This window comes from Streptomyces sp. NPDC020875 (assembly GCF_040641415.1).
Lineage (GTDB): Bacteria > Actinomycetota > Actinomycetes > Streptomycetales > Streptomycetaceae > Streptomyces.
Map to the genome: position 1 here is coordinate 37,862 of NZ_JBFADP010000050.1, position 26,387 is coordinate 64,248.

Here is a 26,387-nt window from a genome sequence, read left to right on the forward strand (position 1 = left end):
ACCCGGGTTGCGGGGCGCACCCCTGGAGGGGCGACGCGCTTCGGGGCGGGGGGTCAATTCGGCGTGAGGAACGCGCGGGCGAGCGCCTCGCCCCGGGTCGTCGCGGACGTACGGCTCTCCACCGGGTCCGCCTCGGAGCCGGTGAAGAGGATGTACGTCACGCCCGACGGCACTCCCCCGTCGACCGGATCCGCGTCGATCCCCAGCGCCCGGGCCATCGCGTACGACGCCTCCCCGATGATCTTCGCGGGGCCGGTGTCGCCGACCACCCCGTATCCGACCCGGTCGCCGTGGACGACGGCGACGATTCCCCCGCCCCGGATCCCCGATTCGTAGTACTTCCAGATCGGTCCCGGCGTGGGTACCACCACATACGGCAGGGTCTCCGCGTCCAGCGGGCGCCCGTCGGACTGGCGGACGGCGGTATCGGGCAGATACCAGGGGTCGTTCTCGCGGTTGCAGATCGCGCCCTCAAGTCCGTCGCAGGCGACGTCCAGATCGGCCTTCCAGTACACCGCGCCCTTCGCCCCGCAGACCGGTACGGTCGCCTCGGCACCGGCGTCCTTGGCGTAACTCCCCTTGGACACCCGGTCGCAGCCCGCCGTCCGGGCGCGCAGTTCGTCCGCTCCCACGGCTCGCGCGGACTCCACGGCCTCGACCGTCTTCGTTGCCCCCGCGGCCACGACAGGAACCGCGCCCGCTCCCGTCGCGCCCATCGCCACCACCCCGCCGTCGTCCGCCGCCGCGGACCGGGACCCCGCGGACGGCGGGGTCGCGTAACTCGCCGCCGCGGGCGCGGCGGGGGCCGCTGCAGCCGCCAGGACGGCCGCCCCGGAGGCGGTGGCGAGGGCGGCGAAGGTGCGAACATGCATGGGAATGGTCGCCTTTCTGTGCGGTTTCCGCGCGGAAAAGCGTCCTTACCCGCTCCCGGTCGCGACCGATCCCCCCGCTCCGCGCCGGGTTGTGCCGCCGCCCCGGCCAAGTGGGCCGGGGCGGACGGAGGTTGCCCGGGGCGGGCCGCCGTGACCTGGAACCGGATGGAGTACGCCCGTTCGGGACGGGGTCCGGATCGCGGACCGTAAGACCGTCACAGTCACCACGGCCACCCCGAGCGGCGCGCCCAGCGCGACCAGCGCCCCGAACGGCCCTCGTTACGGCCTGCCGTCGCTCGGGTGGACCACCATCGCCGAACCGCCCCCGCGCCGGGTCTTCTCCGCCGCCGCCAGCCAGCGGCCGTCCGGGAGGCGTTCGATACCGGTCGCGGCGCCGATCTCGGGGTTGAGCCGGAATCCGTGCCCGATCCGCTCCAGTTCGGCCCGGAGCGGGCTGTTCCAGAGTCCGGGTTCCAGTTCGGTCGTGGTCTGGTTCCGCTGGCTGGCGCGCGGCGCGGCGATCGCCTCCACCAGCGGCAGACCCCGGTCCAGTCGGCCCGTCAGGGTCTGGAGGACGGTGGTGATGATGGTCGCGCCGCCCGGGGAGCCGAGGGCCAGCACCGGCCGCCGGTCGTCGTCGAGGACGATCGTCGGGGACATGGAGGAGCGGGGCCGCTTCGCGGGGCCGGGCAGATTCGGGTCGTGGACGGCCGGGTTCGCCGGGGCGAAGCTGAAGTCCGTCAGTTCGTTGTTGAGCAGGAACCCGCGCCCCGGGACGGTGATCCCGCTGCCGCCGGTGGATTCGATGGTGAGGGTGTACGCGACGACGTTGCCCCACCGGTCGGCGGTGGTCAGATGGGTGGTGCTCTCGACGTCGCGCACCGTCGGCGCCGCCGTCCCGGTCGTGCCGCAGGGAACCGGGTTACGGGGGTCGCCGGGCGCCAACGGGCTGGTGAGGACCGCGTCGTCCTTGATCAGGCATGACCGGCTGTCGGCGAACCGCTGCGACAGCAGGCCCTTGACGGGAACGTCCTCGAACGCCGGGTCGCCGACCCAGCGGCCCCGGTCCGCGAAGGCGATCCGGCTGGCCTCGACGAACCGGTGCAGATACCCGGCCGGTGACACCCGCCCCAGGTCGGTGCGTTCCAGCATGTTGAGCGCCTGGCCGACGCTGGTGCCGCCGGAGGAGGAGGGTGCCATGCCGTAGACGCCGAGACCCCGGTACTCGCTCTTGGTGGGGGCGCGCCGGATCGTTTTGTACGACCGCAGATCGCGCGGGGTCAGATCACCGGGGCGGACGATCCGGGTGGCGCCGGGCGCCACCGGCGGCTTGCGGACGGTGGCGACGATGTCCTCGGCGATATCGCCCCGGTAGAGCGCCCCGACGCCGTCGTCGGCGAGTTCGCGGTAGGTCCGGGCCAGGTCGGGGTTCTTGAAGGTGGTGCCGACGACGGGCAGCTGCCCGCCGGGCAGGAAGAGTTCGGCGGTGGCCGGGAAGTCGGCGAACCGCGCCTGGTTGGCCTCGGTCTGGGCGCGGAAGGTGGCGTCGACGGTGAAGCCGTCCCGCGCCAGCTTCTCGGCGGGCTTCAGCAGCCGGGCCAGTGGCCGGCTGCCCCAGGCGCGCAGGGCCGTCTCCCAGGTGGCGGGGGTGCCGGGGGTGCCGACGCCCAGTCCGCTGGTCTGGCCCTGGTCGAAGGGGATGGGGCGGCCGTTCTCCAGGAAGAGGGAGGCGTCGGCGGAGCGGGGCGCGGTCTCCCGGCCGTCGACGGTGTGCACGGTCCGGGTCCGGGCGTCGTAGTAGACGAGGTAGCCGCCTCCGCCGATGCCCGCCGAGTACGGTTCCGTGACGCCGAGGGCGGCGGCGGTGGCGACGGCCGCGTCCACCGCGTTTCCGCCGCGCCGCAGGATCTCGATCCCGGCGGCGGAGGCGTCCGCGTCGACACTGGCGACGGCTCCGCCGTATCCGGTGGCGACCGGGGTCTTCACCGGCGGTCCGCCGGGTGAACCGGGGTGTCGTACGGGCGGATCGGCGGGCGGCGCGGCGGCGCCGATCGTGACGACGGCCGCCGCCGCGGCCAGCAGCGCGATGTTCCGGGTGGTGGTACGACGCATCCGAACGAACCTCCAGTCGACGCCAGTGCGGACAACCTAGCGGCCCCGTACCACCCCCGTCAGGAGCGCACCGCGCGGCGGCGGGCGGTCCGCGCGGATCCCGGGCGGGCCCGGACGGAAGTAGCATGCGCCGACATGAACGACGACATACGCAATATCGTCCTCGGGCTGGTCGCCGCGGGGATCAGCGCCCTGGTCGGCTGGGTGGCCCGCACCTACCGCTGGCGCCGGTCGCTCCGCCGTACCCAGGACTTCTTCGGGCTTCCGGCGAACTCGGACGCGCTGCTGGTCGTCAACCGGGAGGCCGGGCGGGACGGTTCGGTGAAGCGGCGGGACGTGTTCGCCCTGCTGGAGCTGGCGGCGCTGATCAAGGACTGCGGGGCGCGGGCCCGGGTGGTCTGGCACGACGAGGCCAGGGAAGGGGTGGGCGAGCAGGCGGAGTTCTGTGTCGGCGGGCCGACGTCGAACCAGCGGATGGCGGCCCATCTGCGGAGTCTGCTGCCCGGGGTCGCGATGGACATGTCGGCGGAACCGGGCCCGGACCGGGGCGCGTTCCGGATCGGTACGGAGGTGTACCGGGCCGAGTACGGGGTCTCCGAGTACGTGCTGCTGGCCCGGCTGACGCCGGGTGAGGAGGGGCGGCCGGTCTTTCTGCTCTGCGGTCAGCTGGCGATCGCCAACCAGGCGGCGGCCCGCTATCTGGCCCGGCATCACCGGGAGCTGGCCGGAGCCCACCGCAAGGGGTCGTTCTGTCTGCTGCTGAAGGTGGTGGACTCGGCGGCGTACGGCCCCGATGTGGTCGAGCTGGTGGCCGATGTCACCGAATCGGCGCGGACGCCGCGCCCGGCGGTGGAGGCGGACGCGGCCGGACCGGTGTGACACCCGGTACGACCGGTTCCGGTACGACCGGCCGCGGCCCGGGCGGCGGCTCACCGGGCACGGGCCCCGCCCGCCCCGCCCCGGCCGCAGCTGACCTTCTCCCCGCCCCCGAGGCCGGTCGGCACGGGGTCCGTGCCGGGTCCGACGGGCGAGAAGTGATCACCGGCTGCCGCCGGGGCCCTACCGGGGCCGGGTTTCGGTGCTCCATGAGCCGCCGCCTCGGACCTACGCCCGGTCGGGCGGGGGTGGCGGGCCCTGGGGGCCCGTGGTCAGCAGACTCCCCGGTTCGGCCGGGGCGATGTCCACGCCCTCGGTCTTCGGATTGCGGCGCTGCCGCCGGGCCACCCAGTTGGCGAACCAGGAGAGCAGCATGCAGAGCCCGATGTAGATCGGTGCGATCACCATCACGACCGGGATGAACGGCAGGTCGTAGTCGAGGTTGGAGGCGATCAGCTTGCCCGCGTGGAGGAACTCCTCGTAGGTGATGAGATAGCCGAGTGAGGTGTCCTTGAGGGCGACCACGAGCTGGCTGATGATCGCGGGCAGCATCGCCCGGACCGCCTGGGGCACCAGGACATGGGTCATCACCTGGGTCTTGCGCATCCCGAGGGCGTACGCGGCCTCGCGCTGGCCGCGGTCGACGGCGTTGACGCCGGTCCGGAAGACCTCGGCGAGCACCGAGCCGTTGTAGAGGGTCAGTCCGGCGACCAGGGCGGGCAGCGGCTGGACCTTCAGCGCCACGAAGATGAAGAAGATCATCACCAGTACGGGCATCGCGCGGAAGAACTCCACCAGGAGGGTGGCGATCCAGCGCACCGCGCGGTGTTCGGAGAGCCGTCCGGTGGCGAGGACGCCGCCGAGGACGAGGGAGAGCACGGCCGCGTAGGCGAATGCCTTGAGGGTGTTGCCGAGCCCCTGGAGCAGGAGTTCCTGGATGCCCTTGTACTCGAACGGGGTCCACTTCTCGGCGGTGAACTGCCCGGTGTCGAAGAGCAGATAGACGATCCAGCCGGCGAGTGCGGCGATGGCGAGGGTGGCGCCGATTCCGTAGAGCCGGTGCCGTTTGCGGGTACGGGGCCCCGGAATGTCGTAGAGGGCGGTGGAATCGGTCATCTGGCGACTCCGTAACGCTTCTCCAGCACGTTGAAGAGCGCACTGATGGACAGGGTGATGATCAGATATCCGACGGCGATCCAGACAAAGGTCCAGATGATGTTGTAGCCCAGTTCGCTCAGCGTCTTGTAGGTGCCGAGGAGTTCGGTGACGCTGAAGGCGCCCGCGATCGCGGAGTTCTTGGCCAGGGCGATCAGGGTGGAGCCGATGGGCGGGATGACGGAGCGGAACGCCTGGGGCAGTACCACGGTGTGCAGGGTCTGGCCGAAGGACATGCCGAGGCTGCGGGCGGCCTCGCCCTGTCCCTTGGGGACGGTGTTGATCCCGGCGCGCAGGGCCTCGCAGATGAAGGCCGAGGTGTAGCAGCCGAGGGCGAGGATCGCGAAGAGCTGGAACGGCAGCACGATGCCGAACCGGGGCAGTCCGAGGACGACGGCGAAGAAGAGCAGGGTGAGCGGGGTGTTGCGGAGTACGGTCACCCAGACCGTGCCGAAGGCCCGCAGCGAGCCGACCGGGGAGACCCGGAACGCGGCGATCAGAAAACCGAGGACGAGGGCGAGTACCGAGGAGTAGAAGGTCAGCTCGACGGTGCCGAGGAAGCCCTGCCAGTAGAGGTCGATGTTGTCGGTCAGTACGTCCATGCGCCGGGCCTCCTCAGCTCGCCGGATAGCGGTCGATCGGGGGCGGCGTGGGCGCCGGGACCCCGGAGAGGCCGAGGGTGGCGTCGTACGCCTGCTTCCACTCGCCGCTCTTCTCACCGGCTTCGAGGGCGTCGTCGATGGCGAACCGGAGCGCGTTGTCGTTCCGGGGTACGCCGATGCCGTACGGCTCCTCGGAGAAGGGCTTGCCGACGATCTTCAGTTCGTCGGGCACCTTGGCGGCATAGCCGATCAGGATGGCGTCGTCGGTGGTGACGGCGTCGACCTGATAGGTGAGCAGATTGTCCACACAGACCGAGTAGGTGTCGTAGCCGACCAGGGTCGCCTTGGGATAGTCCGCCTTGATCCGCTGGTACGGGGTGGAGCCGGTGGCGGAGCAGACCCGTTTCCCGGCCAGGTCCTGGGGGCCGTGGATGTCGTTCTCGTCGGTTCGCACCAGCAGGGACTGGCCCGCCAGGTAGTAGGGACCGGCGAAGCCGACGAGCTTCTTGCGCTTGTCGTTGATGGTGTAGGTGCCGACGTAGTAGTCGATCTGGCCGTTCTGGAGGGCCGTCTCGCGGTTGGCGGACGCGATGGTGCGGAAGTGGATGCCCGCCGGGTCGAAGCCGAGATAGGCGGCGACCATTCTGGCGATCTCGATGTCGAAGCCGGAGTAGCGGCCGGTCGCCGGGTCCTTCTCACCGAGATAGGGCTGGTCCTCCTTGGCGCCGACGGTGAGATGGCCGCGGCTCTTCGCCCGCCGCCAGGTCGGGGATTCGGGGAGCTGGAATCCGGTGTTGACCCGGTAGACGGGGAGTCGGTCGGTCTGCGGGCCCTTGACGGGCGGGCTGCCCTCCTTGCCGCAGGCGGTGGCGGCGACGGCGGTCAGGGCGAGCAGGAGCGCCGTCAGGGCGCGGGTCGTCCGCCGCCGGTCCCGCCGGGGGCGGGACCCGGTGGCCGGGCGGGGCGGGCGGTGGGCGGTGGGAATCTTCCGGGTGCGCGGCATCGACGGTCCCCCGGTCAGTGCTTGAGGATCTTGGAGAGGAAGTCCTTCGCCCGGTCGCTCTCCGGATGGGTGAAGAAGTCCTCGGGGGCCCGGTCCTCGACGATCCTGCCGTCGGCCATGAAGACGACCCGGTTGGCGGCGGAGCGGGCGAAGCCCATCTCGTGGGTGACCACAACCATGGTCATGCCGTCCCGGGCGAGCTGCTGCATGACCTCCAGCACCTCGTTGATCATCTCGGGGTCGAGGGCCGAGGTCGGCTCGTCGAAGAGCATCACCTTGGGCTCCATCGCCAGCGCCCGGGCGATCGCCACCCGCTGCTGCTGGCCGCCGGAGAGCTGCGCCGGGTACTTGTCCGCCTGGGAGGCGAGTCCGACCCGGTCGAGGAGTTCCCGGGAGCGCCGCTCGGCCTCCTCCTTGCGCCGCCCGCGGACCTTGAGGGGGGCGAGGGAGATGTTCTCCAGGACCGTCTTGTGGGCGAAGAGGTTGAACGACTGGAACACCATGCCGACATCGGAACGGAGCCGGGCGAGCCCCTTGCCCTCCTCGGGGAGCGGCTCACCGTCGATGGTGATCGTTCCGGACTCGATGGTCTCCAGCCGGTTCACCGTCCGGCACAGGGTGGATTTGCCCGAGCCGGACGGGCCGATGACCACCACCACCTCCCCGCGGCCGACGGAGAGGTTGATGTCCCGCAGGACGTGCAACTGCCCGTAGTACTTATTGACGTCCCGCAGCTCGATCAAAGGATCGACGACGGCCATACGCTGCCCTACCCACTGGTTGCTGTGTCGAGGTCTGCGCAAACTATCCACCCCGGAAAGGGACTTCGCGCGCGACACGCATAAAAAGGGCATAAGCCGTATTTATTGGCTATATATCAGCTCATGTACGAGCCGGGGCGGCGCAGTCGTCCCGGGCGGCCGTACGGGCGCTCCACCGCGGCCGGAACACCGGGGGCGGGCGGTATCACGCCTCGGCGGCCTCGGCATAGACCCGGGACAGCTCGGGCGCCCCGTGCACCGCCCAGTCGAGCCCCGCCTCCACGACCCCGATCTCCCGGCCGGACGCCAGCCGCACCACCGGCTGCCCGGCGGGCCAGACGTGCCACTCCGCGCCCGGGACCGTCCGTACGATCACCGTACCCAGATACAGCCCCGCGTCGTTGCCGATCCACGGCAGTTCATCCGGATCGTCCCGCCAGCGCGGCGGCAACTGGTCCAGGGCGGCCAAGGAGGCCGGGGTGTCGTCCAGTTCGAGACCCATCCGCCCGATCCGCACCCGCAGCAGCTCGCACTCCGCGAACAACTCGGCCATCGCCGACGCGCGCACGGGGTCGTCGAGGCCGCCCCGGGAACCGGAACCCTGCCGCTTGAGCCAGCTGTCCAGGAAAGGGATGTTCATACCACCGAGACTGGCACCTTCCCCGAGCCGGGGACAGCCGCCGCGCGCCGAAGATCCCCGCGATATCACCGGGAGATCGGCGCACCCCCCGGAAGAAGGTGCGACCGCTCATCTGTTCCCCCCGGTCCTTCCGGGCGGACTCAGACGTCGAGGTCCACCACGACGGGGGCGTGGTCCGACGCGCCCTTGCCCTTGCGCTCCTCACGGTCCACATAGGCGTCCTTCACCGCGGCGGCGAACGGCGCGTTGCCGTAGACCAGGTCGATCCGCATGCCGCGGTTCTTCGGGAAGGCGAGCTGACGGTAGTCCCAGTAGGTGTACGGGTGGTCGTACTTCAGCGGCCGGGGCACCACATCGGTCAGCCCGGTCTGCCGCAGCCCGGCCAGGGCCGCCCGCTCCGGCTCGGTGACATGGGTGGCGCCCTCGAAGGCGGACAGGTCCCATACGTCGTCGTCGGCGGGCGCGATGTTGTAGTCGCCGAGCACCGCGAAGGGCAGGCTCCCGGCCGCGTCATCGGCGACGGCGGTCCGCAGCGCGTCGAGCCAGCGCAGCTTGTACGCGTAGTGGGGATGGTCGACCTCGCGCCCGTTCGGTACGTAAACCGACCAGAGCCGGACCGGGCCGCAGGTCGCGGAGACCGCGCGGGGCTCGGCGGCGCCGTCGTACTCCGGTCCGTCCGGCAGCCCCAGGACCACCTGGTCCAGGCCGACCCGGGAGATCAGCGCGACACCGTTCCACCGGCCGTCGGCGTGCACCGCGGACTCGTACCCCAGTTCGCGCAGCTCGGCGGCGGGGAACTGCTCGGCGGTGCACTTGGTCTCCTGGACGCAGAGCACATCCGTGCCGGTGGCTTCCAGCCAGGCGAGGAGGCGGGGCAGCCGGGCGGTGACGGAGTTGACGTTCCAGGTCGCGATGCGCATACCCGCCACCCTAATCGCTCCCGCCGCCGGAGCCCCCGCCTCCCCGTGAGCCGCCCCGGCCCCGCCCCGGCGGGCCGGTCAGAAGAGGTGCGCGGCGCCCGGGGAGAGGCGTTCGCGGGGCGCGCCGCCCAGATTCGCCAGATGGCCGTCGTAGATCGGCCGCGCCAGGTCGGTGAGCAGCGCGTCGTGGATGTCGATCGTCAGCCGGGGGCGTACCTCGCGGACGTAGTCGACGACCTCGGAGAGCTTGTTCCAGGGCGCCATCACCGGCAGCATCAGCGTGTCGACGGGCCGCTCGGGGACGGTCAGGGCGTCCCCGGGGTGGAAGACGGTGCCGTCGAGCAGGAAGCCGACATTGGTGACGCGCGGCAGATCCGGGTGGATCACGGCGTGCAGTTCGCCGTGTACCTCGATCTCGAAGCCCGCCGCGGTGAAGGTGTCGCCGTGGCCGACGGTCCGGACCCGCCCGGGGAACGCCGCGCTCAGGGTGTCGGCGACGCTCCGCAGGGTCCAGACCTCGGCCCCGGCCGCCAGGGCGGCGCGGACGCGTCCCTCGTCGTAGTGGTCGGGGTGCTCGTGGGTGATCAGCACCGCGTCCGCCCCCGTGGCGGCGTCCTCCTCGGAGAACGCGCCGGGGTCCACGACGAGGGTGGCGCCGTCCTTCTCCAGCCGTACGCAGGAGTGCTTCTTCTTGGTGAGCCTCATGGGCCCATCCTGCTACGGCCGGGGCGTGGTCTCCTCCCGTACGACGGCTCCCGCGACCTTGAACGCGGCGTTCGCGGCGGGCAGGCCGCAGTACACGGCGGTGTGGAGCAGGATCTCCTTGATCTCGTCGGGGGTGAGTCCGTTCCGCAGGGCGGCCCGGACGTGCGCGCCCAACTCCTCCGGCCTTCCCTGGGCGACCAGTGCCGTCATGGTGACGGCGCTGCGGGTCCGGCGGTCCAGGCCGTCGCGGTTCCAGACCTCGCCCCAGGCGTAGCGGGTGACGAACTCCTGGAAGTCGGCGGCGAAGTGCTCGCCGTCGCCGGTGGCGCCGTCGACATAGGCGTCGCCGAGGACTTCCCGGCGGGTCCGCAGGCCGGGTTCGTACGGGTCGGGGCGCCCGGTCTCCTCCGGTGTGCCGGGCGCGGGGCCGGTCTCGGGGTCGGCGGGCGGGGCGCCGGCCGGGGCGACGGCCGCCACGGCCTGGAGGGGGATGGCCGTGAGGGTGTCCTGCGGTACCGAGGAGAAGTGGCGTACCAGCAGGTCGGTGACGGCGGCGGGCTGCTCGACGGGGGCGAGGTGACCGGCGCCGGGGACCAGGGCCAGCCGGGCGTCCGGTATCCCGGCGACCAGGGTGCGGGCCTCGGCGGGGCCGGTGACCTGGTCCTCGGAGCCGACCAGGACGAGGGCGGGGACGGAGATCCGGCCGATCTCGGTCCGGACGTCGAAGGCGGCCAGCGCCTCGCAGGCGGCGATGTAGCAGGCGGGGTCGGTGGTGCGGACCATCTGGACGGCCCATTCCACGATCGCGGGCTGGGCTGCGGCGAAGCCCTGGGTGAACCAGGCTTCGGGGGCGGCCAGCGCCACCGGGTCGAGCCCGTTGGTCCGGACGATCACACCCCGGCCGCGGAGTTCGTCGGCGGTCTCGAACCGGGGTGACGCCGCGACCAGCGCCAGCGACCCGACCCGGTCCGGCCTGCGGAGGGCCAGATCGAGGCCGACGGCGCCGCCGATGGAGCAGCCCGCGTAGCCGAACCGCTGGACGCCGAGGCCGTCGAGGGTGGCGATCAGCCGGTCGGCGAGTTCGCCGACGGATTCGGCGGGCAGGGCGGGGGCGCCGCCGTGGCCGGGGAGGTCGTAGCGGAGGATCCGCCACTCGCGGGAGAGTTCGGCGATCTGCCGGTCCCACATGTGCCAGGTGGTGCCCAGGGACGGGCCGAGGACGAGTACGGGCGCGTCGTCGGGTCCGTCGATCCGGTACTGGAGGGTGGGCGGAGCCTCCTCGGGGCTCCGGTCGGGGCCCGGTTCCGCGCCGGTTTCCGCGCCGGAGGCGGGGAGCGGGGCGGGGCTCGGGTCGGGGCCGGATTCAGCGCCGTGCTCAGGGCTCCGGCCGGGGCCCGGCTCCGGGTCGGCGCCGGGGTGGTCCCCGGGGCTCGGGCTCGGTTCCGTGCTCTGCTCGGGGCTCTGGTCGGGGGTCTGCGTCTCACTCACCCGGTCCACCGTAGTGACCGCCCGGGGCGGCGGTGGGCGACCCCCCTCCTCTCACCCCGGCGGGTGGTTCGGGGAGTGATTCAGGGGGTGGTGGTCGACACCACGTAGACGCCGACGGCGTAGGGATGGGTGGTGTCGACGACGATGTGCTGGTCGGGCCGGGGCGAGTCGCGCAGATGGGTGAGTCCGGTCCACTCCCGCTCGCCGGGGGTGAAGCGCCAGCCCGCGGTGGCGGCGTCCTTGGCGCTGATGGCGGGGACGCCGGGCTGGAGGGCGGACCGGTCGGCGCCGATGTCCGCGAGGAACCGGTCGAGCCCGTCGGTGGTGGTGCTGAACTGGACGTAGAGCCTGCTGGTCTTCCAGTTGCTCGTCTCGTAGTACGCGACGCTCCAGGCGTTGTCCGGGACGGGTACCTCGAAGATCCGGCGCTTCATCTGGGAGGGCCAGGCTTCCCGCAGGCCCTTGCCGGAGGACTCCGCGACCTTGTCCCGTCCGCTGGCCCGGCTCTGCTCGGCGGAGACCACCAGATAGCCCGCCGGAACGCCGATCAGCAGCAGGATGACGAGCAGCGTCACGGCACGCCGGACGATCATGCGGCGGCGGCCCTCGGGCGGCCGGAAGGCCGGTTCGTCCGGCCGCTGGGTCGGTCTGGGTACGACACTCATGACTGCGGGTTCCTGGTGGGTGGGCGGACCTGAAGTCTACGGTTCGCCACCGACACATGCGTGAAAGCCCGGAAAATCAAGATCATCGGGAGGGTGCGGGCGGGCCCGGATCAGACCTCGCGCGGGGGTCGGCCCGTGCCGGAGTTCCGCAGGGCCTGGGCGTACCGCTCGTACCGTTCATGGCGTTCGACCCGGCGCCGGTTGGCCCGGCGGAAGCGGCGGGCGACCAGTCTGGCCAGGTCGGCGGCGCCGACCATACCGGCCTCGGGACCGAGCTGGGCCTTGACGATCCGGGCCTCGGGCCGGTAGCCGCGGCCGGTGAGATGGCGGCGGAACGCGTCCCTGGCGGGTCCGATCAGCAGATCGTCGGCGGCGCTGACCCCGCCTCCCACGACGAAGCAGGAGGGGTCGAGGGCGGCGGCGAGATTGGCGATCCCGACGCCGAGCCACTGGCCGATGTCCTGGAAGAGCTCGACGCACATGGCGTCGCCCTCGCGGGCCAGCTCGGTGATCAGGGGGCCGGTGATGTCGGCGGCGGAGCCGCCGACCCGGTCGATCAGTACATGGGCGACGGGCGAGTCGGCGGCGGCCAGCTCCCGGGCCTCGCGGACCAGGGCGTTGCCGGAGCTGTACTGCTCCCAGCAGCCCCGGTTGCCGCACGGGCAGCGGTGGCCGCCCGGGACGACCTGCATATGGCCGAACTCTCCGGCGACGCCGTACTTGCCCCGCTTGACCCGGCCGTCCTCCAGGATGGCGCCGCCGATCCCGGTACCGAGGGTGATCATCACCAGATGGTCCTCGCCGCGCCCGGCGCCGAACCGCCACTCCGCCCAGGCGGCGGTGTTGGCGTCGTTGTCGACCAGGACGGGGACCGCGAGCCGGGCGGAGAGGGCGTCCCGCAGGGGTTCGTTGCGCCAGGCGAGGTGCGGGGCGAACAGGACGGTGGAGCGGTCGGCGTCGACCCAGCCCGCGGCACCGATCCCGACGGCGTGGACATCGTGCCGGTCGGAGAGGTCGAGGACGAGTTCGCAGATGACGTCCTCGACGACCTTGGGACTCTTCGACTTGTCCGGGGTCTCGGTCCTGACCTTCTCCAGGATGACGCCGTCCGCGTCGACGACGCCCGCCATCACCTTCGTACCCCCGATGTCGATCCCGACGGTGGGGACCCGGGGGGCGGTCAGATGGGAGCGCCGCTCACGGGTGCCGACGGTACGCAGGACGGTGGCGCGGGCGGAGCCGCGGTGCGCGAAATCGCGGTAGGTGCTCATGTCCCTGCGGGTGCTCGGGGTCAAGGGGTCACTGCGGGTGGCGGAACGGTCCGCCGTACCGATTCTTTCACGGCACCCCCGGGGGGGGCCGCCCCTCGGGAGCGGGCCGTTCGCGGGCCCGCGTACCGCCGCCGTCCGGGCGGGGCAGCGGCCCCGCCCGGGGTCGTACGTCACTCCTCCGGCGGGTCGCCGGGGCCGGGGCGCTCCAGTTCGTGCCGGAGGTCGTCCAGCTCGGAGCCGCCCGCCATCTGCCGGGTCAGCTCGTCCAGGGTGACCGAGTCCTTGGTGTGGCTCGCGGTCATGGTGCCCCGCTTGAGCAGCACGAACCGGTCGCCGACCAGATAGGCGTGGTGCGGGTTGTGGGTGATCAGTACGACGCCCAGGCCCGCGTCACGGGCGGCGGCGACGTACTTGAGGACCACTCCGGACTGCTTGACGCCGAGCGCCGCCGTGGGCTCGTCGAGGACCAGGACCTTGGCCCCGAAGTGGACGGCGCGGGCGATCGCCACGCACTGCCGCTCGCCGCCGGAGAGGGTGCCGATGGGCTGGTCGACGTCGCGCAGGTCGATCCCCATCCGCAGCAGCTCGGACCGGGTGGTCTCGCGCATGGTCCGGACGTCGAGCCGGCGGAACGGTCCCGAGCCCTTCACCGGCTCGGAGCCGAGGAAGAAGTTCCGCCAGACCGGCATCAGGGGGACCACGGCGAGATCCTGGTAGACCGTGGCGATGCCCCGGTCGAGGGCGTCGCGGGGGTTGACCAGCCGGGTCTCCTCGCCCTCGACGGCGAACGTGCCGGAGTCGTGCTGGTGCAGCCCGGCGATGATCTTGATGAGGGTGGACTTCCCGGCGCCGTTGTCGCCCAGGACGCAGGTGATCTCCCCGGCCCTGACCTCCAGGGACACCCCTTCGAGGGCCCGGATGTTGCCGTAGTACTTGCTGACCCGGTCGAGGGCGACCAGCGGCGGCCGGTCGTCCCCTGTGCCGGGGGCGGCATCGGGATCGGGATTGGCGTTCAGCGGGCTCATCGGGTGGCCTCCGCCCTCTTCCGTACCCAGGCGTTGAGCAGGGTGGCGAGCAGCAGCATCGCCCCGAGGAAGAACTTGAACCAGTCGGGGTTCCACTCCGCGTAGACGATGCCCTTGCTGGTCATACCGAAGATGAAGGCGCCCACCGCGGAGCCGATGGCGGAGCCGTAGCCGCCGGTGATCAGACAGCCGCCGATGACGGCCGCGATGATGTAGATCAGCTCGTTGCCGACGCCCTCGCCGGACTGCACCACGTCGAAGGAGAAGAGCAGGTGCTGGCCGGAGATCCAGGCGGCGAAGGCGACGCCCATATAGAGGCCGATCTTGGTCTTGATCACCGGGACGCCGACCGCGCGGGCCGCGTCGGCGCCGCCGCCGACGGCGAAGATCCAGTTGCCGAAGCGGGTCCGCAGCAGGACCCAGGTCGCGACGGCGACCAGGCCGAGCCACCACAGGATCGTCACCTTCAGGCTGACGTCCCCGATGACCAGCTCGGACGCGAAGACCTTCTTCGCCGAGGCGAAGCCCTCCATATCGCTGATGGAGTCGGTGGAGACCCGGCCGGTGATCAGCTTGGTGAAGCCCAGATTCAGCCCGGTCAGCATCAGGAACGTACCGAGCGTGATGATGAAGCTGGGCAGCTTCGTCCGGGTCAGCAGGAATCCGTTGAAGACCCCGACCGCCAGGGTGACCAGCAGGGAGACCAGGACGCCGACCCAGACATTGGCCGTCATCTGGTAGCTGAACATCGAGGAGACCAGGGCGGAGCTGGTGACCAGGACGCCCGCCGAGAGGTCGAACTCGCCGCCGATCATCAGCAGGGCGACCGGGACGGCCATGATCCCGATGGTGGACGCCGCGTACAGCACGGTGGAGAAGCTGGACGTCTGGAGGAACGAGTCGGCGACGATCGAGAAGAAGACGAAGACGGCGACGGCGCCGACGACGGAACCCAGCTCGGGGCGGCCCAGCAGCCGGCGCAGTGGTGAGGTCCGCAGCAGCCGTTCGTCCCCGGCGGGCCCCTTCGCGAGGTCCGCCGGTGGTGGCGCGGTCGAGCTCATCGGGTCCCCCGCCTCGTGTAGTCCTCCAGCTGAGCCGCCTGGTCCTCGGTGATGATCTGCGGCCCGGTGAGTACGGGCCGTCCGCCGCCGAGGACGTCGGCGTTGTAGCGGTAGAGCCAGAGCAGGTCGACGGCCTCGTACCCCTGGAGGTAGGGCTGCTGGTCGACGGCGAAGCCGAGGGTGCCGTCCTTCAGTCCGGCGGCGACCTTCGGATTGAGGTCGAAGGTGTCGATCTCGGCCTTGCTGCGGGCGCTCTCCTTGGCCCGAACGGCGGTGTCCGCGAACGGGGCGCCGAGGGTGACGACGGCGTCGATGGCCCGGTCGGTCTGCAGCTTGGCCTCGATGGACGCCTGGACGTCGGGCATGTTGGTGCCGTCGACGTAGAGGTTCTGCAGTTCGCCGTCGAAGGTCTTCCGCGTCCCGGCGCAGCGCTGCTCATGGCCGACGTTGCCCTGTTCGTGCAGGACGCAGACCGCCTTCTTGCGGCCCCGCTCGTTCAGCTCCTCGCCGACGGCCTCACCGGCGATGGTCTCGTCCTGCCCGATATGGGTGAGAGCGCCGTACTCCTTCGACTGGGCCGATCCGGAGTTGATGGTGATCACCGGGATTCCGGCGGCGACGGCCTTCTTCACCACGTCCTTCATGGCGTCGGGCTTGGCAAGGGTGACGATCAGGCCGTCGACCTTCTTGTCGATGGCGGCCTGGACGAGCTGGGCCTGCTGCTGGCCCTCGTCGTTCTTGGAGTAGAGGAAGTTGATGTTGTCCTTCTCGGCGGCCTCCTGGGCCCCCTTCTGGACGATGTCCCAGAACGTGTCGCCGTCGCCCGAGTGGGTGACCATGGCGAAGGTCCAGCGGGGCGTGCTGACCGTGGCCTTCCCGGCCGCCTCGGCCTGGGCCTTGCGGGCGTCCGCCGCGCGCTTGCCGCCGGTGCTGCTGCAGCCGACGAGGGACGCCCCGAGCACCGCCGCCAGCAACGCGCCGAGCGCGCGTACCCCTGTCCTTGCCCTTGCCACGACCCCGTGCCCTTCTCGCCGTACCACTCGTCCGCCGGTCCGCCGCGCCCGGTGGCGCGGCGGCGGGGCGAAATGTCGTGCCCCAGCCGCCCAAGTATGGGTCACGGCAGGTCGGAGGGTGGGCATCGGGTACGCCGGGGCGGTCATCGGGTCCCGGCGGCGGTCAGCTCCGCCAGCGCGTCGGCGTCGTTCTGGCGCACCAGGGCGGGGCCGGTGAGGACGGGTTTCCCGCCGCCGGTGACATTGCGGTTGACCCGGTGGAGCCAGAGCTGGTCGACCGCGAGATAGCCCTGGAGATAGGGCTGCTGGTCGACGGCGAAGCCGATCTCCCCGGCTTTGAGCTGCTTGATCACCTCCGCGTTGAGATCGAAGGTGTCGATCTCGGCCGACGACTTCGCGGCCCGTTTCGCCTGGACGAACGCGGCGGCGAAGGGGGCGCCGAGGGTGACGACGGCGTCGATCCCGGGGGTGGCCTGGAGCTTGGCCTGCACCGTGGAGGTCGTGGCGGGCATGTTGACGCCCTCCACCTGAAGGTTCTCGACACTGCCGGTGAAGGTCTTCCGCAGCCCGGCGCAGCGGGCCTCCTGGGACACATTGCCCTGCTCGTGGATGACGCAGACGGCCTTCTTCTTCCCCCGTGCGGTCAGCTCCGCGCCGACGGCCTCACCGGCGACGGACTCGTCCTGCCCGATATGGGCGAGGGCGCCGAAGGCTCGGGAGAACTCGCCGCCGGAGTTGATGGTGATCACGGGAATGCCCGCGGCGACGGCCTTCCTCACCACGTCCCGGACGGCCTCCGGTTTGGCCAGGGTGACCACGATGCCGTCGACCTTCTGGTCGATATACGTCTGGACGAGCTGCGCCTGTTCCTTGCCCTCCTTGTTGGCGGCGTACAGGAACTCGGCATTGCCCTTTTTCGCGGCGGCCTTCGCGCCGGTCTGGACGATGTCCCAGAAGGTGTCGCCCTCGCCGGAGTGGGTGACCATCGCGATCTTCATCCGGGGGGTGCCGGCGGTCGTTCCGCCGCCGTCGGCCTTCTCATCGGCGTCCTTGCCCCCGGAGCCGCTGCATCCGGCGGTGACGAGCAGGGCACTCGCGGCGAGCAGTGCCGCTGCCGTGCGATGGCTGCGCATGGTGGGTCCCGCCTTCTCTCCCGGGCCGCCCCGTTGCGGCTGGGTGAGTTTCTACGATGATGACGCGACCCCGTCAAGACTTTGTCCGAACATTCTTACCGGGCTGACATGCGGGGGTACGGCACCGGCCCCGGGGGCTTTGGGACGGCCCCGGCCGCCGCTCAGGGACGGACCAGCAGCTGGAACTCGAAGGAGTAGCGGGAGGCCCGGTAGATATGGGAGCCGTACTCGACCGCCCGCCCCGTGTCGTCGAACGTGGTGCGCTCCATGGTCAGCACCGGCGCCCCCGGCCGCTCCCCCAGCAGCTCGGCCTCGGCCTCGGTGGCCGCCCGGGCACCCACCGTCTGACGGGCGCTGTGCAGGGTGATCCCGGCGGCCCGCATCAGCCGGTACAGACCGGTCGCCTCCAGGCTCGCCGCGTCCAGGGCCAGCAGCCCGGCGGGCAGGGCGTTGGTCAGCAGCGCCATCGGCTCCCCATGGGCGTACCGCAGTCGCTCGACCGAGTGGATCTCGCCGCCCTCCGCGACCCCGAGCGCGGCAGCGACCCGGTCCGTGGCCCGGCCGCCGGTCAGGGCGAGGACGACGGTGGCGGGCCGCTGGCCCGCGGCCTCCAGATCGTCGTACAGACTGCTCAGCTCCAGCGGGCGGCGGACCTGGCTGTGCACCACCTGGGTGCCGACGCCGCGCCTGCGGACCAGCAGCCCCTTGTCGACCAGGGACTGGATGGCCTGGCGGACCGTGGGCCGGGACAGGCCGAGCCGCGCGGCCAGCTCGATCTCGTTGCCGAGCAGGGTGCCGGGGGTGAGCGCGCCCCGCTCGATCGCGGCCTCCAGCTGCCGGGAGAGCTGGAAATAGAGGGGGACCGGGCTGGTGCGGTCCACACTCAGCTGAAGCGACGGGTTCGGGTCCGTCTCCGGACCGGGCTGCTTGGGCACGGGGCGAGCGTAATCGGCTCTCAAGTTGACGGGAAGTCGTGAAGTCCGGTTGTCAGGACAAAGTCTTGACAGCGTCGGCGCCCGGCCCCATTTTTGGCGCATGCGCATCGGACTCATCGGTACCGGACGTATCGGCACCTTCCACGCGGAGGTACTCGGCCGTCACCCGGAGGTCGGATCCCTGGTCGTGGCCGACACGGACACCGAACGGGCGGCCGCCGTGGCGCGGAGCGTCGGCGCCACGGCCGCACCCGGCCCGCACGAGATCTTCGCCTGGGGCGTGGACGCGGTGGTGATCTGCTCGGCCACCGCCTCGCACGCCGAGCTGATCGCCCGCGCCGCGCGGGCGGGCCTGCCGACGTTCTGCGAGAAACCGATCGCACTCGACCTGCCCGGCACGATCCGGGCCCTCGAAGCGGTCGCCGCTGCGGGCACCCAGCTCCAGCTCGGTTTCATGCGGCGCTTCGACGCGGGCTACGCGGCGGCGCGGGAGCGGCTGCGCACGGGACGGCTGGGGCGGCTGCACACGGTCCGGGCGACATCGTCCGACCCGGCGCCGCCGCCCGCCGGATATCTGCCGCTCTCCGGCGGCCTGTACCGGGACTGCCTGGTACACGACTTCGACATCATCCGCTGGGTGACCGGGCGGGAGATCACCGAGGTGTACGCCACCGGATCCGACGCGGGCCCCCCGATGTTCCGCGAGGCGGGCGACGTGGCCACGGCCGCCGCCGTACTCACCCTCGACGACGGCACCCTCGCGACGGCGACGGCCACCCGGATGAACGGCGCGGGCTACGACGTACGACTGGAACTGGCGGGCGAACTGGACCAGATCGCGGTGGGCCTGACGGACCGTACACCCCTGACATCCGTGGAACCGGGAGGCCCCGGGGCCCCGGAACGCCCCTGGCCCGGCTTCCTGGAGCGGTTCGCCCCCGCGTACGAGGCGGAACTGACCGCGTTCCTCCGGCTGGCCCGGGGTGAGGCGCCCAACCCCTGCGACGGCCGGGAAGCCCTGGAGGCACTCCGCGTCGCGGAGGCGTGCGAACGCTCCCGCGCGGAACGCCGCGCGGTCTCCCTGTCGGAGATCCCGACCCTTCTCTAGGCCCTCACGCGAGGCGCCGCGACGCCTTCTCCCGGGCCGCGCCATTGCCGAAGGGGATCCCCCAGCGCCTCGCCCCTCCGGGGCACCGCCCGAACTACCCGGGTCCCGCCCGGCAACCTGATGTTGTCGGCGGTCCGCACCACCGTCGTGGCTTGTCGCGCAGTTCCGCCCCCTATGCCTCCGGCAATGGGGGGACCCCCAGCGCCTTGGCCCTCCACGGCATCGCCGAAAGACCCGGGCCGCGCCCGGCAGCCTGATGTTGTCGGCGGCCTGCGGCCCGCCTGTGGCTGGTCGCGCAGTTCCCCGCGCCCCTAAAATGCTCTCCCCGGCCCCGCCCCTGGGAAGGGGCCCGCCTCCCTACAAGGACGACGAGGAGGGCACCCCAGGTGGCGCTGGGGGTCCCCCCACCGCCGAAGGCGTAGGGGGCGGAACTGCGCGACAAGCCCACGACGGCCCGCAGGCCGTGAACAACATCAAGCTGCCGGGCGCGGCCGGTCTCCGGGGCTCAAGGGTCAAGAACACAGACGGCGTGGCGGGCTACCAGCGGAGCGGGAGCGTGCGGGTGCCGCGGATCAGGAGGCCGGGGAGCCAGTCGGGCGGTGGGGCCTCCGGGTCGCGGGCCAGGCCCGGGGCGCGGGCGAGGAGCGTCGTGAGGGCGATCCTCGCCTCCACCCTGGCCAGCTGCGCCCCTACGCAGAAGTGGATCCCGTGGCCGAAGGCGATATGACCCCGGTCGTCCCGGTGGACGTCGAATGTGTCGGGCGCTTCGAAGCGCGCCGGGTCGCGGCCCGCCGAGGCGAGGCCGACGAGGACGATCTCACCGGCCGGGATCTCGGTGTCGCCGACCCGGACGGGTTCGGCGCTGTAGCGGAGTGTCGCGGTCTCCACCGGGCCGTCGTACCGCAGGGTCTCCTCGATGACGCCGTCGACGAGTCCGGGGTCGGCTCGGACCGCGGCGAGTTGGCCGGGGTGGTCGAGGAGGGCCCGTACCGCGTTGCCGATCAGATTGACCGTGGTCTCGTGCCCGGCGATCAGCAGTACGTAGGCGAGGCCGCGCAGTTCGGGCCCGGAGAGCCGGTCGCCGTCCTCGTCGCGGGTGCGGATCAGGGCGGAGATGAGGTCGTCGCCGAGCCCTTCGCGGCGATGGGCCTCGATGAGTCCGTCGAGGTAGACGGCGAGTTCGGCCCGGGCCTCGGCGGCCTCGGCGGAGGTGGTGAACTGGACGACCTTGTTGGACCGGACGCGGATGAGGTCCCGGTCGCCGGGCGGGACGCCGAGCAGTTCGCAGATGACGATGATCGGCAGCGGGAAGGCGAAGGCGTCGATCAGGTCGGCCCGTCCGGCCGGGAGCATGTCGTCGAGTAATCGGTCGGTGATCTCCTGGATCCGGGGGGTGAGCCGTTCCACCCGGCGGGCGGTGAACTCGCGGCTCACCAGTCGGCGGAGCCGGGTGTGGTGGGGCGGGTCGGACTCCAGCAGCGTACGGCCGATGGCCCGGCCGAGGGAGGGCCGCCCCACCGTCTCCGGGGTTTTGACGAGGCGTTCGTCGGTGAGTGCGGCCCGGGCCTCGTCGTGGCCGACGATCAGCCAGAACGGTCCGTCCGGGCCGTGGACCCGGTGGACGGGTCCTTCGGCGCGGGCCGCCGCGTAGTACGGATATGGGTTCTCGGTGAACCCGTGCCAGTCGCTCAGGTCTATGGTCCCCATCGGCCCAGGTTACGTCGCCGGGTCGGGTTCGTCGTCGTCGAAGAGGCCCGCGTCATGGGCGAGGAGCGCGATCTGGACACGGTTGTTGAAGCCGAGTTTGGCCAGGATCCGTGAGACATGGGTTTTGACGGTGGGGACGCTCATATAGAGGGCGGCGGCGATCTCCGCGTTGGACCGGCCCCGGCCGATCTCGACGGCGACTTCTCGTTCCCGGTCGGCGAGCAGGCTCGTTCTGGTGAGCGCGGCGGCCCGCCGGGTGTCGCCGCCGGTCGCGGCGGGCACTCCGGCGACATGGCTCATCAGCTGGCGGGTGACGGCGGGTGAGAGTACGGGTTCTCCGGCCGCGACCCGGCGTACGGCGGCGACGATCTCGGCGGGCGGGGTGTCCTTGAGGACGAATCCGGCGGCCCCGGCCCGTAGCGCCCGCAGTACCTGTTCGTCGGCGTGGAAGGTGGTGAGGACGACGACCTCGGGGGCGCCGGGGCGGCCGCGCAGTTCCTCGGTGGCGGTGAGCCCGTCGACGTCCGGCATCCGGATGTCCATCAGGATCACATCGGGGGCGAGCCGTTCGACGAGCGCCGGGACCTCGGCTCCGTCGGCGGCCTCGCCGACGATCCGCAGGTCTTCGGCGCCGCCGAGCATGAGGGCGAGCCCGGCCCGGACCAGGGGGTCGTCGTCGACGACGAGCAGTCTGATGGTCATACCGCCCACGGTAGCCAGGCGCTGATCCGAAATCCGCCGTCTTCGGTGGCTCCGTGTTCCAGCCGCCCCCCGGCGAGGGTGGCGCGTTCGGCGAGGCCGATCAGTCCCTGGCCCGAGCCGGGGACGGGGGTGACGGGCCGTCCGGGGGCCGGGTTGCCGACGGAGACGGTGACTCCGTCGCCGGGCGTACCGCTGACGGAGACGGTGACTTCGGCGCCGGGCGCGTGTTTGCGGGCGTTGGTGAGGCCCTCCTGGGCGATGCGGTAGACGGTCCGGCCCAGCACGGCGGACATCTCGGCGGGTTCGCCGATGGTGTTGTCGAGGCGGACGGTCATTCCGGCATCGCGGGATTCGGCGACCAGGGGGCCGAGGGTGGCGAGGGTGGGTTGCGGCCGGTCGTCGGATCCGCCGTCGCCGGGGGCGCGGAGTACGCCGATGATCTGCCGCAGGTCCTGGAGCGCGTCATGGGCGGAGTCCCGGATCACCCCGGCGGCGCGGGCGACTTCGGCGGGTGGCGCGTCGGGCCGGAACTCCAGGGCACCGGCGTGCACGCTGAGCAGGGTGAGCCGGTGGGCGAGGACGTCGTGCATCTCCCGGGCGATGGCCTCCCGGGCGAGCCGCTGGGCCTGCTGGGCCCGTAGTTCGGCCTCGGTCTCGGCCCGCCGGGCGCGTTCGCGCAGGGCGACGTAGAGCTGGCGTTGGGAGCGGACGAGCATGCCCCAGCAGGTGACCAGCAGGAGGATCACGAATCCGACGACGATCGAGGCGAGGACGGTGGTGCCGGGGTCGGGGCGGACGAAGGGCTGGACGAGGCCCAGCCCGAGCCCCGTGACGCCGACGGCGGCGACCGTGGGGAACGGCCGGTGGACGGCGATGGTGAAGAGTGCGACGAGCAGCGGGCCCGCGACGGCCGGGGAGAAGACGCTCAGCACCGACAGGGCGACGGCGAGCGGGACGGGCAGGCGGCGGCGCAGCCAGACCGAGCAGCAGGAGAGCAGTCCGACGACCTCGTCGAAGCGGACGACACCGGCCCCGTCGCCGTTGATCCGGGAACTCTCGCCGATCACCACGAGGGCGAGGAAGACGGAGAAGAGGAAGGCGACGAGGTCGACGATCCAGTCGCGTACGGTCCGGCGCGGCCTTCCCCGGGCGTCGGTCCGCACGGCCCGTCCGCCCGCCGGTTCCGGATCGTACAGTTCCGGGGCGGCGACCATGGCCGACGGCAGCAGCCATGAGTATTCCGTACGGGTCATACGACCACGTTACGCAGGTGGGAGGGGTCGGAACACGGGGCGGGGGCGGGCCGCTACCAAAGTCGGAGGGCCGAAGACTTTCGGCTGCGGGCCGGGGCCCGACGGCCGACGCGCCGGGTGGTCCCCCGGCGCCAGCATCGGGGTCATGAGGAAGATGCTGGAGTCCGCGGGCGGGCTGCTGATGGCGGCGGGCGCCGCGGGGACGATTCGTGAACTGACGGGCTGGTTCCCGTTCATGGGCGGTGCGGAGCAGGTGCTGGAACGGCTGCCGTTCCTCGACGACAGGGTGATCTTCGGCTTTCTGGTGCTGATGGTGGTGGGGTTCGTCCTGGTGATGATCTCCGAATCGGGCGGCGGACGGGGGTGAGCGGCGAGCCCGGCCCACAGCGCGTCCCGGTTGGCGGCCTACCGGATCGGCGGACAGCATTTGAACTCGGTGGCGCCGTCGGGGACCTCCTCGGCGGTGAGGGCGAGGAAGTGCGGGCAGGTCTCGGCGGTGATCCGTACGCCTGCGGCTCTGGCCCGGGCGATCAGCGGCAGGGTGCCCGCGGACGAGAGATGCAGTACGTGGACCGGGCGTCCAGCTCGCGGGCGAGGGCGATCAGGGTCTCGACGGCGGCGTACTCGGCGACGGGGGGACGGGAGGCGAGGAAGTCGGCGTACCGCCGCCCCGATGGTTCCGTCAGCCACCGGGGGTCCTCGGCATGGGCGATCAGCAGCCCGCCGAAGCCCGCGATCTCCGCCGCCGCCCGGGCGAGCCGGTCCCGGTCGAGCGCCGGGAACTCCTCGACGCCGGAGGGCGAGAGAAAGCATTTGAAGCCGAAGACCCCGGCGTCGTGCAGGGGCCGCAGCTCGGCGGTGTTACCGGGGATCGCGCCGCCCCAGAAGCCGGTGTCGACATGGACCGATGGCCGGGCCGCGGCCTGTTTGATCCGCAGATGGCCGACGGTGGTGGTGGGCGGCAGGGAGTTCAGCGGCATGTCGATCAGGGTCGTCACCCCACCGGCCGCGGCGGCCCGGGTCGCGGCCTCGAAGCCCTCCCACTCGGTCCGGCCGGGATCGTTGACATGGACGTGCGTATCGACCAGGCCGGGGAGTACGACATCGTCCCCGGCGTCCTCCAGCGGGGTGTCCGGCGGCAGGGTTGTGCCGTATGGGAGCACGCCGGTGATCCGGCCCCCGGCGACGGTGATCAGGGCGGGTCCGGTGCCCCCGGGCGTCACGACCCGGGCGGAGCGCAAGGCCAGCCGGGCCCCCGGGACCGCCCCGGAACGGGCCGCTCGCTCCGCTTCCGCCATCCGGCCACCCCGTCCAGAAGCCTCAGCACATCGCCGAAGAAACCCGCTGAACAACTGTTCGGAGAATCGCCGCCATGGCGACCGATGACGCCAAGAGGGTCGAACTTCCGCGATCCGGAAGACGGAGACCGTCAGACAGAATCCAACCGAGGGGGCGAATGTCCCCCCGATGATCCTCCGGGAACCGCCCCGCACCGGGACGAACACCCCCTGACCGGCGCGGATTCCCGGGACGGTACCGGTGTGCCGGGGTCGGCCGCCGGGTAGGCTGCCGTCTTGTCCACCGCCCGAAAGGACCGCCGCCCGTGCCGACGCCCAGTGCCAGCGCCCGCTCCTCCGACACCGTGAGACCGTCGGGTGGCGGGGGTGTGCAGTCCCTGGAGCGCGCCTTCGATCTGCTGGAGCGCATGGCGGACGCCGGGGGCGAAGTCGGACTGAGTGAACTGTCGGGGAGCAGCGGACTGCCGCTGCCGACCATCCACCGGCTGATGCGGACCCTGGTGGCCTGCGGCTACGTCCGCCAGCAGCCGAACCGCCGCTATGCGCTCGGCCCCCGGCTGATCCGGCTCGGCGAGTCCTCGGCCCGGCTGCTCGGCACCTGGGCCAGGCCCTATCTGGCCCGGCTGGTCGACGAGACCGGCGAGACCGCGAACATGGCCCTGCTCGACGGCGACGAGATCGTCTATGTGGCGCAGGTGCCGTCGAAGCACTCGATGCGGATGTTCACCGAGGTGGGACGGCGGGTGCTGCCGCACTCCACCGGGGTGGGCAAGGCGCTGCTCGCGGGGCATCCGGCGGACGAGGTACGGGCGTTGCTGGCCCGGACCGGGATGCCCGCCGCCACCGAGAAGACGATCACCAGCCCGGAGGGCTTCCTCGCGGCGCTGGAGCAGGTCCGCCGCAGCGGGTACGCCGTGGACGACAACGAGCAGGAGATCGGGGTCCGCTGTCTCGCGGTCCCGGTCCCCGACTCCCCGACGGCGGCGGCCATCTCCATCTCGGGCCCGGCGGGGCGGGTGACGGACTCGGCCACGGAGAAGATCGTGCCGGTGTTGCAGGAGGTCGCCCGGGAGCTGTCGGCGGCCCTGGCGAACACCTCGACCGGCTGAGGCGCCCCGAGCCCTGAGCCGAACAGCCGCGATCCCCCGGATCCGCTGTCGGACCCGGGGGACCACCGGACGTACACGAGGTTCTACGCGTTCGCGGCCTCGTCGATGAGATCCACGACGGCCTTCGGCTGGGAGGCCAGCGACGCGTGGCTGGCATCGAGTTCGATCACCTTGCGGGGGTTCATCCGCGCGGCCATCCGACGCTCGTTGTCCGGGTGGATCATGCGGTCCTCGGTGGAGACCTGATACCAGACGGGCTTGTTCCGCCAGGCCGGCGCGGTGATGTTGTCCCCGAAGGTCGAGGCCAGCGGCGCCTTCTGGGTGACGGCCATGACCAGCGCCTCGTCCTCGGTCAGGTCCTGGCCGAAGCTCCAGTGGAACTTGTCCTGCTTGATCCAGAGATAGCCGTCGCTGTCCGGGACGATGTTCTCGAACGCGGCGGGCGGATGCTCCTGGCTGATCCCGCCGGGGCTCTCACCGGCGTCGGGGGCGAACGCGGCGATGTACACCAGTCCGGTGACATTGGGCAGATCGCCCGCCTCGGTGATGACAGCACCGCCGTAGGAGTGACCCACCAGCAGCACCGGCCCGTCCACCTGCCGGACCATCTTCCGGGTGCGCTCGGCGTCGTCCGCGAGGGACGTCAGCGGATTCTCCACGGCGCGGAGCTTGTCGTACCCCCGGCCCTTCAGTTCCAGGATCGCCTTGCTCCAGTGGGCGGCGCCGCCCCAGAATCCGTGCACCAGCACGATCGTCGGCTTGTCGGCCATGTCCGAACCCTCACATCGGTCGCGTAACGGCGGCCCCCTGCCGCTCACGCTAGAACCGGTGCCGGAGCCCCGCCACCGCAGCCGGACGCGGCCCCGGGAAGTCCCGGGGCGATTCCCGGGGTCACCGGGGCGGCGCCGGAATCCCCCGGCGCGGCTCCGGCTCATCGGCGGTCAGCCGGGGCGGCGGGCCTCGTCGACGAGGA

Annotated in this window: 25 protein-coding genes and 1 pseudogene; 4 read left to right on the forward strand and 22 right to left on the reverse strand. The window is 71.8% G+C overall.

All coding sequences use genetic code 11. The annotated features are described in order from the left end of the window. Positions 1-53: 53 nt before the first annotated feature. Positions 54-872, reverse strand: coding sequence for a glycoside hydrolase family 75 protein (locus AB0G74_RS25975; RefSeq protein ID WP_361150606.1), 819 nt, complete (start codon positions 870-872; stop codon positions 54-56). A 279-nt stretch (positions 873-1,151) separates the two neighbouring features. Beyond that, complete coding sequence (gene ggt / locus AB0G74_RS25980) at positions 1,152-2,984, reverse strand: gamma-glutamyltransferase (RefSeq protein WP_361150609.1); 1,833 nt, start codon at positions 2,982-2,984, stop codon at positions 1,152-1,154. 135 nt (positions 2,985-3,119) lie between these two features. On the opposite strand from ggt, the gene AB0G74_RS25985 reads away from it, so the two are divergent. Then, positions 3,120-3,863, forward strand: coding sequence for a hypothetical protein (locus tag AB0G74_RS25985; RefSeq protein ID WP_361150612.1), 744 nt, complete (start codon positions 3,120-3,122; stop codon positions 3,861-3,863). A gap of 225 nt (positions 3,864-4,088) precedes the next feature. Here the strand turns inward: AB0G74_RS25985 and AB0G74_RS25990 are convergent, their stop codons facing one another. The 15 genes from AB0G74_RS25990 to AB0G74_RS26060 all read right to left on the reverse strand — a co-directional run bounded on the left by AB0G74_RS25990 (position 4,089) and on the right by AB0G74_RS26060 (position 18,237). After that, positions 4,089-4,976: an amino acid ABC transporter permease gene (locus AB0G74_RS25990; RefSeq protein ID WP_361150614.1), complete on the reverse strand. Its 888-nt coding sequence runs from the start codon at positions 4,974-4,976 to the stop codon at positions 4,089-4,091. Then, positions 4,973-5,617, reverse strand: coding sequence for an amino acid ABC transporter permease (locus tag AB0G74_RS25995; protein ID WP_361150616.1), 645 nt, complete (start codon positions 5,615-5,617; stop codon positions 4,973-4,975). The genes AB0G74_RS25990 and AB0G74_RS25995 overlap by 4 nt, the downstream gene beginning before the upstream one ends. Positions 5,618-5,630: 13 nt before the next feature. Continuing rightward, a complete protein-coding gene (locus AB0G74_RS26000; RefSeq protein WP_361150619.1) occupies positions 5,631-6,620 on the reverse strand; it encodes a glutamate ABC transporter substrate-binding protein in 990 nt (329 codons plus the stop codon). 14 nt (positions 6,621-6,634) lie between these two features. Next, the gene (locus tag AB0G74_RS26005; RefSeq protein ID WP_358827744.1) at positions 6,635-7,381 is read right to left on the reverse strand and encodes an amino acid ABC transporter ATP-binding protein; all 747 of its coding nucleotides are present in this window, start codon (positions 7,379-7,381) and stop codon (positions 6,635-6,637) included. Between the two features lie 205 nt (positions 7,382-7,586). Beyond that, a complete protein-coding gene (locus AB0G74_RS26010) occupies positions 7,587-8,021 on the reverse strand; it encodes a DUF6278 family protein (RefSeq protein ID WP_361150621.1) in 435 nt (144 codons plus the stop codon). A 140-nt stretch (positions 8,022-8,161) separates the two neighbouring features. Then, the gene (locus AB0G74_RS26015; RefSeq protein ID WP_361150623.1) at positions 8,162-8,941 is read right to left on the reverse strand and encodes an exodeoxyribonuclease III; all 780 of its coding nucleotides are present in this window, start codon (positions 8,939-8,941) and stop codon (positions 8,162-8,164) included. Positions 8,942-9,019: 78 nt separating this feature from the next. After that, complete coding sequence (locus AB0G74_RS26020) at positions 9,020-9,646, reverse strand: MBL fold metallo-hydrolase (protein WP_361150625.1); 627 nt, start codon at positions 9,644-9,646, stop codon at positions 9,020-9,022. Between the two features lie 12 nt (positions 9,647-9,658). Beyond that, entirely contained in the window at positions 9,659-10,897 is a 1,239-nt protein-coding gene (locus tag AB0G74_RS26025; protein WP_361150664.1) for an alpha/beta fold hydrolase, read from the reverse strand. 317 nt (positions 10,898-11,214) lie between these two features. Next, entirely contained in the window at positions 11,215-11,799 is a 585-nt protein-coding gene (locus tag AB0G74_RS26030; RefSeq protein ID WP_361150627.1) for a hypothetical protein, read from the reverse strand. Positions 11,800-11,909: 110 nt separating this feature from the next. Beyond that, the gene (locus tag AB0G74_RS26035; RefSeq protein WP_361150630.1) at positions 11,910-13,070 is read right to left on the reverse strand and encodes an ROK family glucokinase; all 1,161 of its coding nucleotides are present in this window, start codon (positions 13,068-13,070) and stop codon (positions 11,910-11,912) included. Between the two features lie 170 nt (positions 13,071-13,240). After that, positions 13,241-14,095 carry an ATP-binding cassette domain-containing protein gene (locus AB0G74_RS26040; RefSeq protein WP_361150632.1) on the reverse strand — a complete coding sequence of 285 codons (855 nt, stop codon included), beginning with the start codon at positions 14,093-14,095 and terminating at the stop codon, positions 13,241-13,243. After that, on the reverse strand, positions 14,092-15,156 hold the full coding sequence (locus AB0G74_RS26045; protein WP_361150634.1) for an ABC transporter permease: 1,065 nt from the start codon (positions 15,154-15,156) through the stop codon (positions 14,092-14,094). The genes AB0G74_RS26040 and AB0G74_RS26045 overlap by 4 nt, the downstream gene beginning before the upstream one ends. After that, the gene (locus AB0G74_RS26050) at positions 15,153-16,130 is read right to left on the reverse strand and encodes a sugar ABC transporter substrate-binding protein (protein ID WP_361150667.1); all 978 of its coding nucleotides are present in this window, start codon (positions 16,128-16,130) and stop codon (positions 15,153-15,155) included. The genes AB0G74_RS26045 and AB0G74_RS26050 overlap by 4 nt, the downstream gene beginning before the upstream one ends. A 182-nt stretch (positions 16,131-16,312) precedes the next feature. After that, a complete protein-coding gene (locus AB0G74_RS26055; protein ID WP_361150636.1) occupies positions 16,313-17,302 on the reverse strand; it encodes a substrate-binding domain-containing protein in 990 nt (329 codons plus the stop codon). A 161-nt stretch (positions 17,303-17,463) separates the two neighbouring features. Continuing rightward, the gene (locus AB0G74_RS26060) at positions 17,464-18,237 is read right to left on the reverse strand and encodes a GntR family transcriptional regulator (RefSeq protein WP_361150639.1); all 774 of its coding nucleotides are present in this window, start codon (positions 18,235-18,237) and stop codon (positions 17,464-17,466) included. A gap of 100 nt (positions 18,238-18,337) precedes the next feature. On the opposite strand from AB0G74_RS26060, the gene AB0G74_RS26065 reads away from it, so the two are divergent. Beyond that, entirely contained in the window at positions 18,338-19,345 is a 1,008-nt protein-coding gene (locus AB0G74_RS26065; RefSeq protein WP_361150641.1) for a Gfo/Idh/MocA family oxidoreductase, read from the forward strand. Positions 19,346-19,882: 537 nt separating this feature from the next. Here AB0G74_RS26065 and AB0G74_RS26070 read toward each other — a convergent pair. From AB0G74_RS26070 to AB0G74_RS26080, 3 genes are read right to left on the reverse strand one after another with little or no spacing between them, the layout of a single operon-like run. After that, the gene (locus AB0G74_RS26070; RefSeq protein ID WP_361150643.1) at positions 19,883-21,052 is read right to left on the reverse strand and encodes a cytochrome P450; all 1,170 of its coding nucleotides are present in this window, start codon (positions 21,050-21,052) and stop codon (positions 19,883-19,885) included. 9 nt (positions 21,053-21,061) lie between these two features. Continuing rightward, complete coding sequence (locus AB0G74_RS26075; protein WP_361150645.1) at positions 21,062-21,754, reverse strand: response regulator transcription factor; 693 nt, start codon at positions 21,752-21,754, stop codon at positions 21,062-21,064. Then, on the reverse strand, positions 21,751-23,007 hold the full coding sequence (locus AB0G74_RS26080; protein ID WP_361150648.1) for a histidine kinase: 1,257 nt from the start codon (positions 23,005-23,007) through the stop codon (positions 21,751-21,753). The genes AB0G74_RS26075 and AB0G74_RS26080 overlap by 4 nt, the downstream gene beginning before the upstream one ends. Before the next feature lie 145 nt (positions 23,008-23,152). Between AB0G74_RS26080 and AB0G74_RS26085 the strand changes: the two genes are divergently transcribed. Continuing rightward, entirely contained in the window at positions 23,153-23,374 is a 222-nt protein-coding gene (locus AB0G74_RS26085) for a hypothetical protein (RefSeq protein ID WP_361150650.1), read from the forward strand. A gap of 41 nt (positions 23,375-23,415) precedes the next feature. Here the strand turns inward: AB0G74_RS26085 and allB are convergent. Then, positions 23,416-24,305 (reverse strand): annotated as a pseudogene (allB, locus tag AB0G74_RS26090) (allantoinase AllB); the annotation flags it as partial. A 305-nt stretch (positions 24,306-24,610) separates the two neighbouring features. On the opposite strand from allB, the gene AB0G74_RS26095 reads away from it, so the two are divergent. After that, entirely contained in the window at positions 24,611-25,414 is an 804-nt protein-coding gene (locus AB0G74_RS26095; protein ID WP_361150653.1) for an IclR family transcriptional regulator, read from the forward strand. A gap of 83 nt (positions 25,415-25,497) precedes the next feature. Here AB0G74_RS26095 and AB0G74_RS26100 read toward each other — a convergent pair whose 3' ends face one another. Beyond that, positions 25,498-26,184, reverse strand: coding sequence for an alpha/beta hydrolase (locus AB0G74_RS26100; RefSeq protein ID WP_361150655.1), 687 nt, complete (start codon positions 26,182-26,184; stop codon positions 25,498-25,500). Positions 26,185-26,387 lie beyond the last annotated feature (203 nt).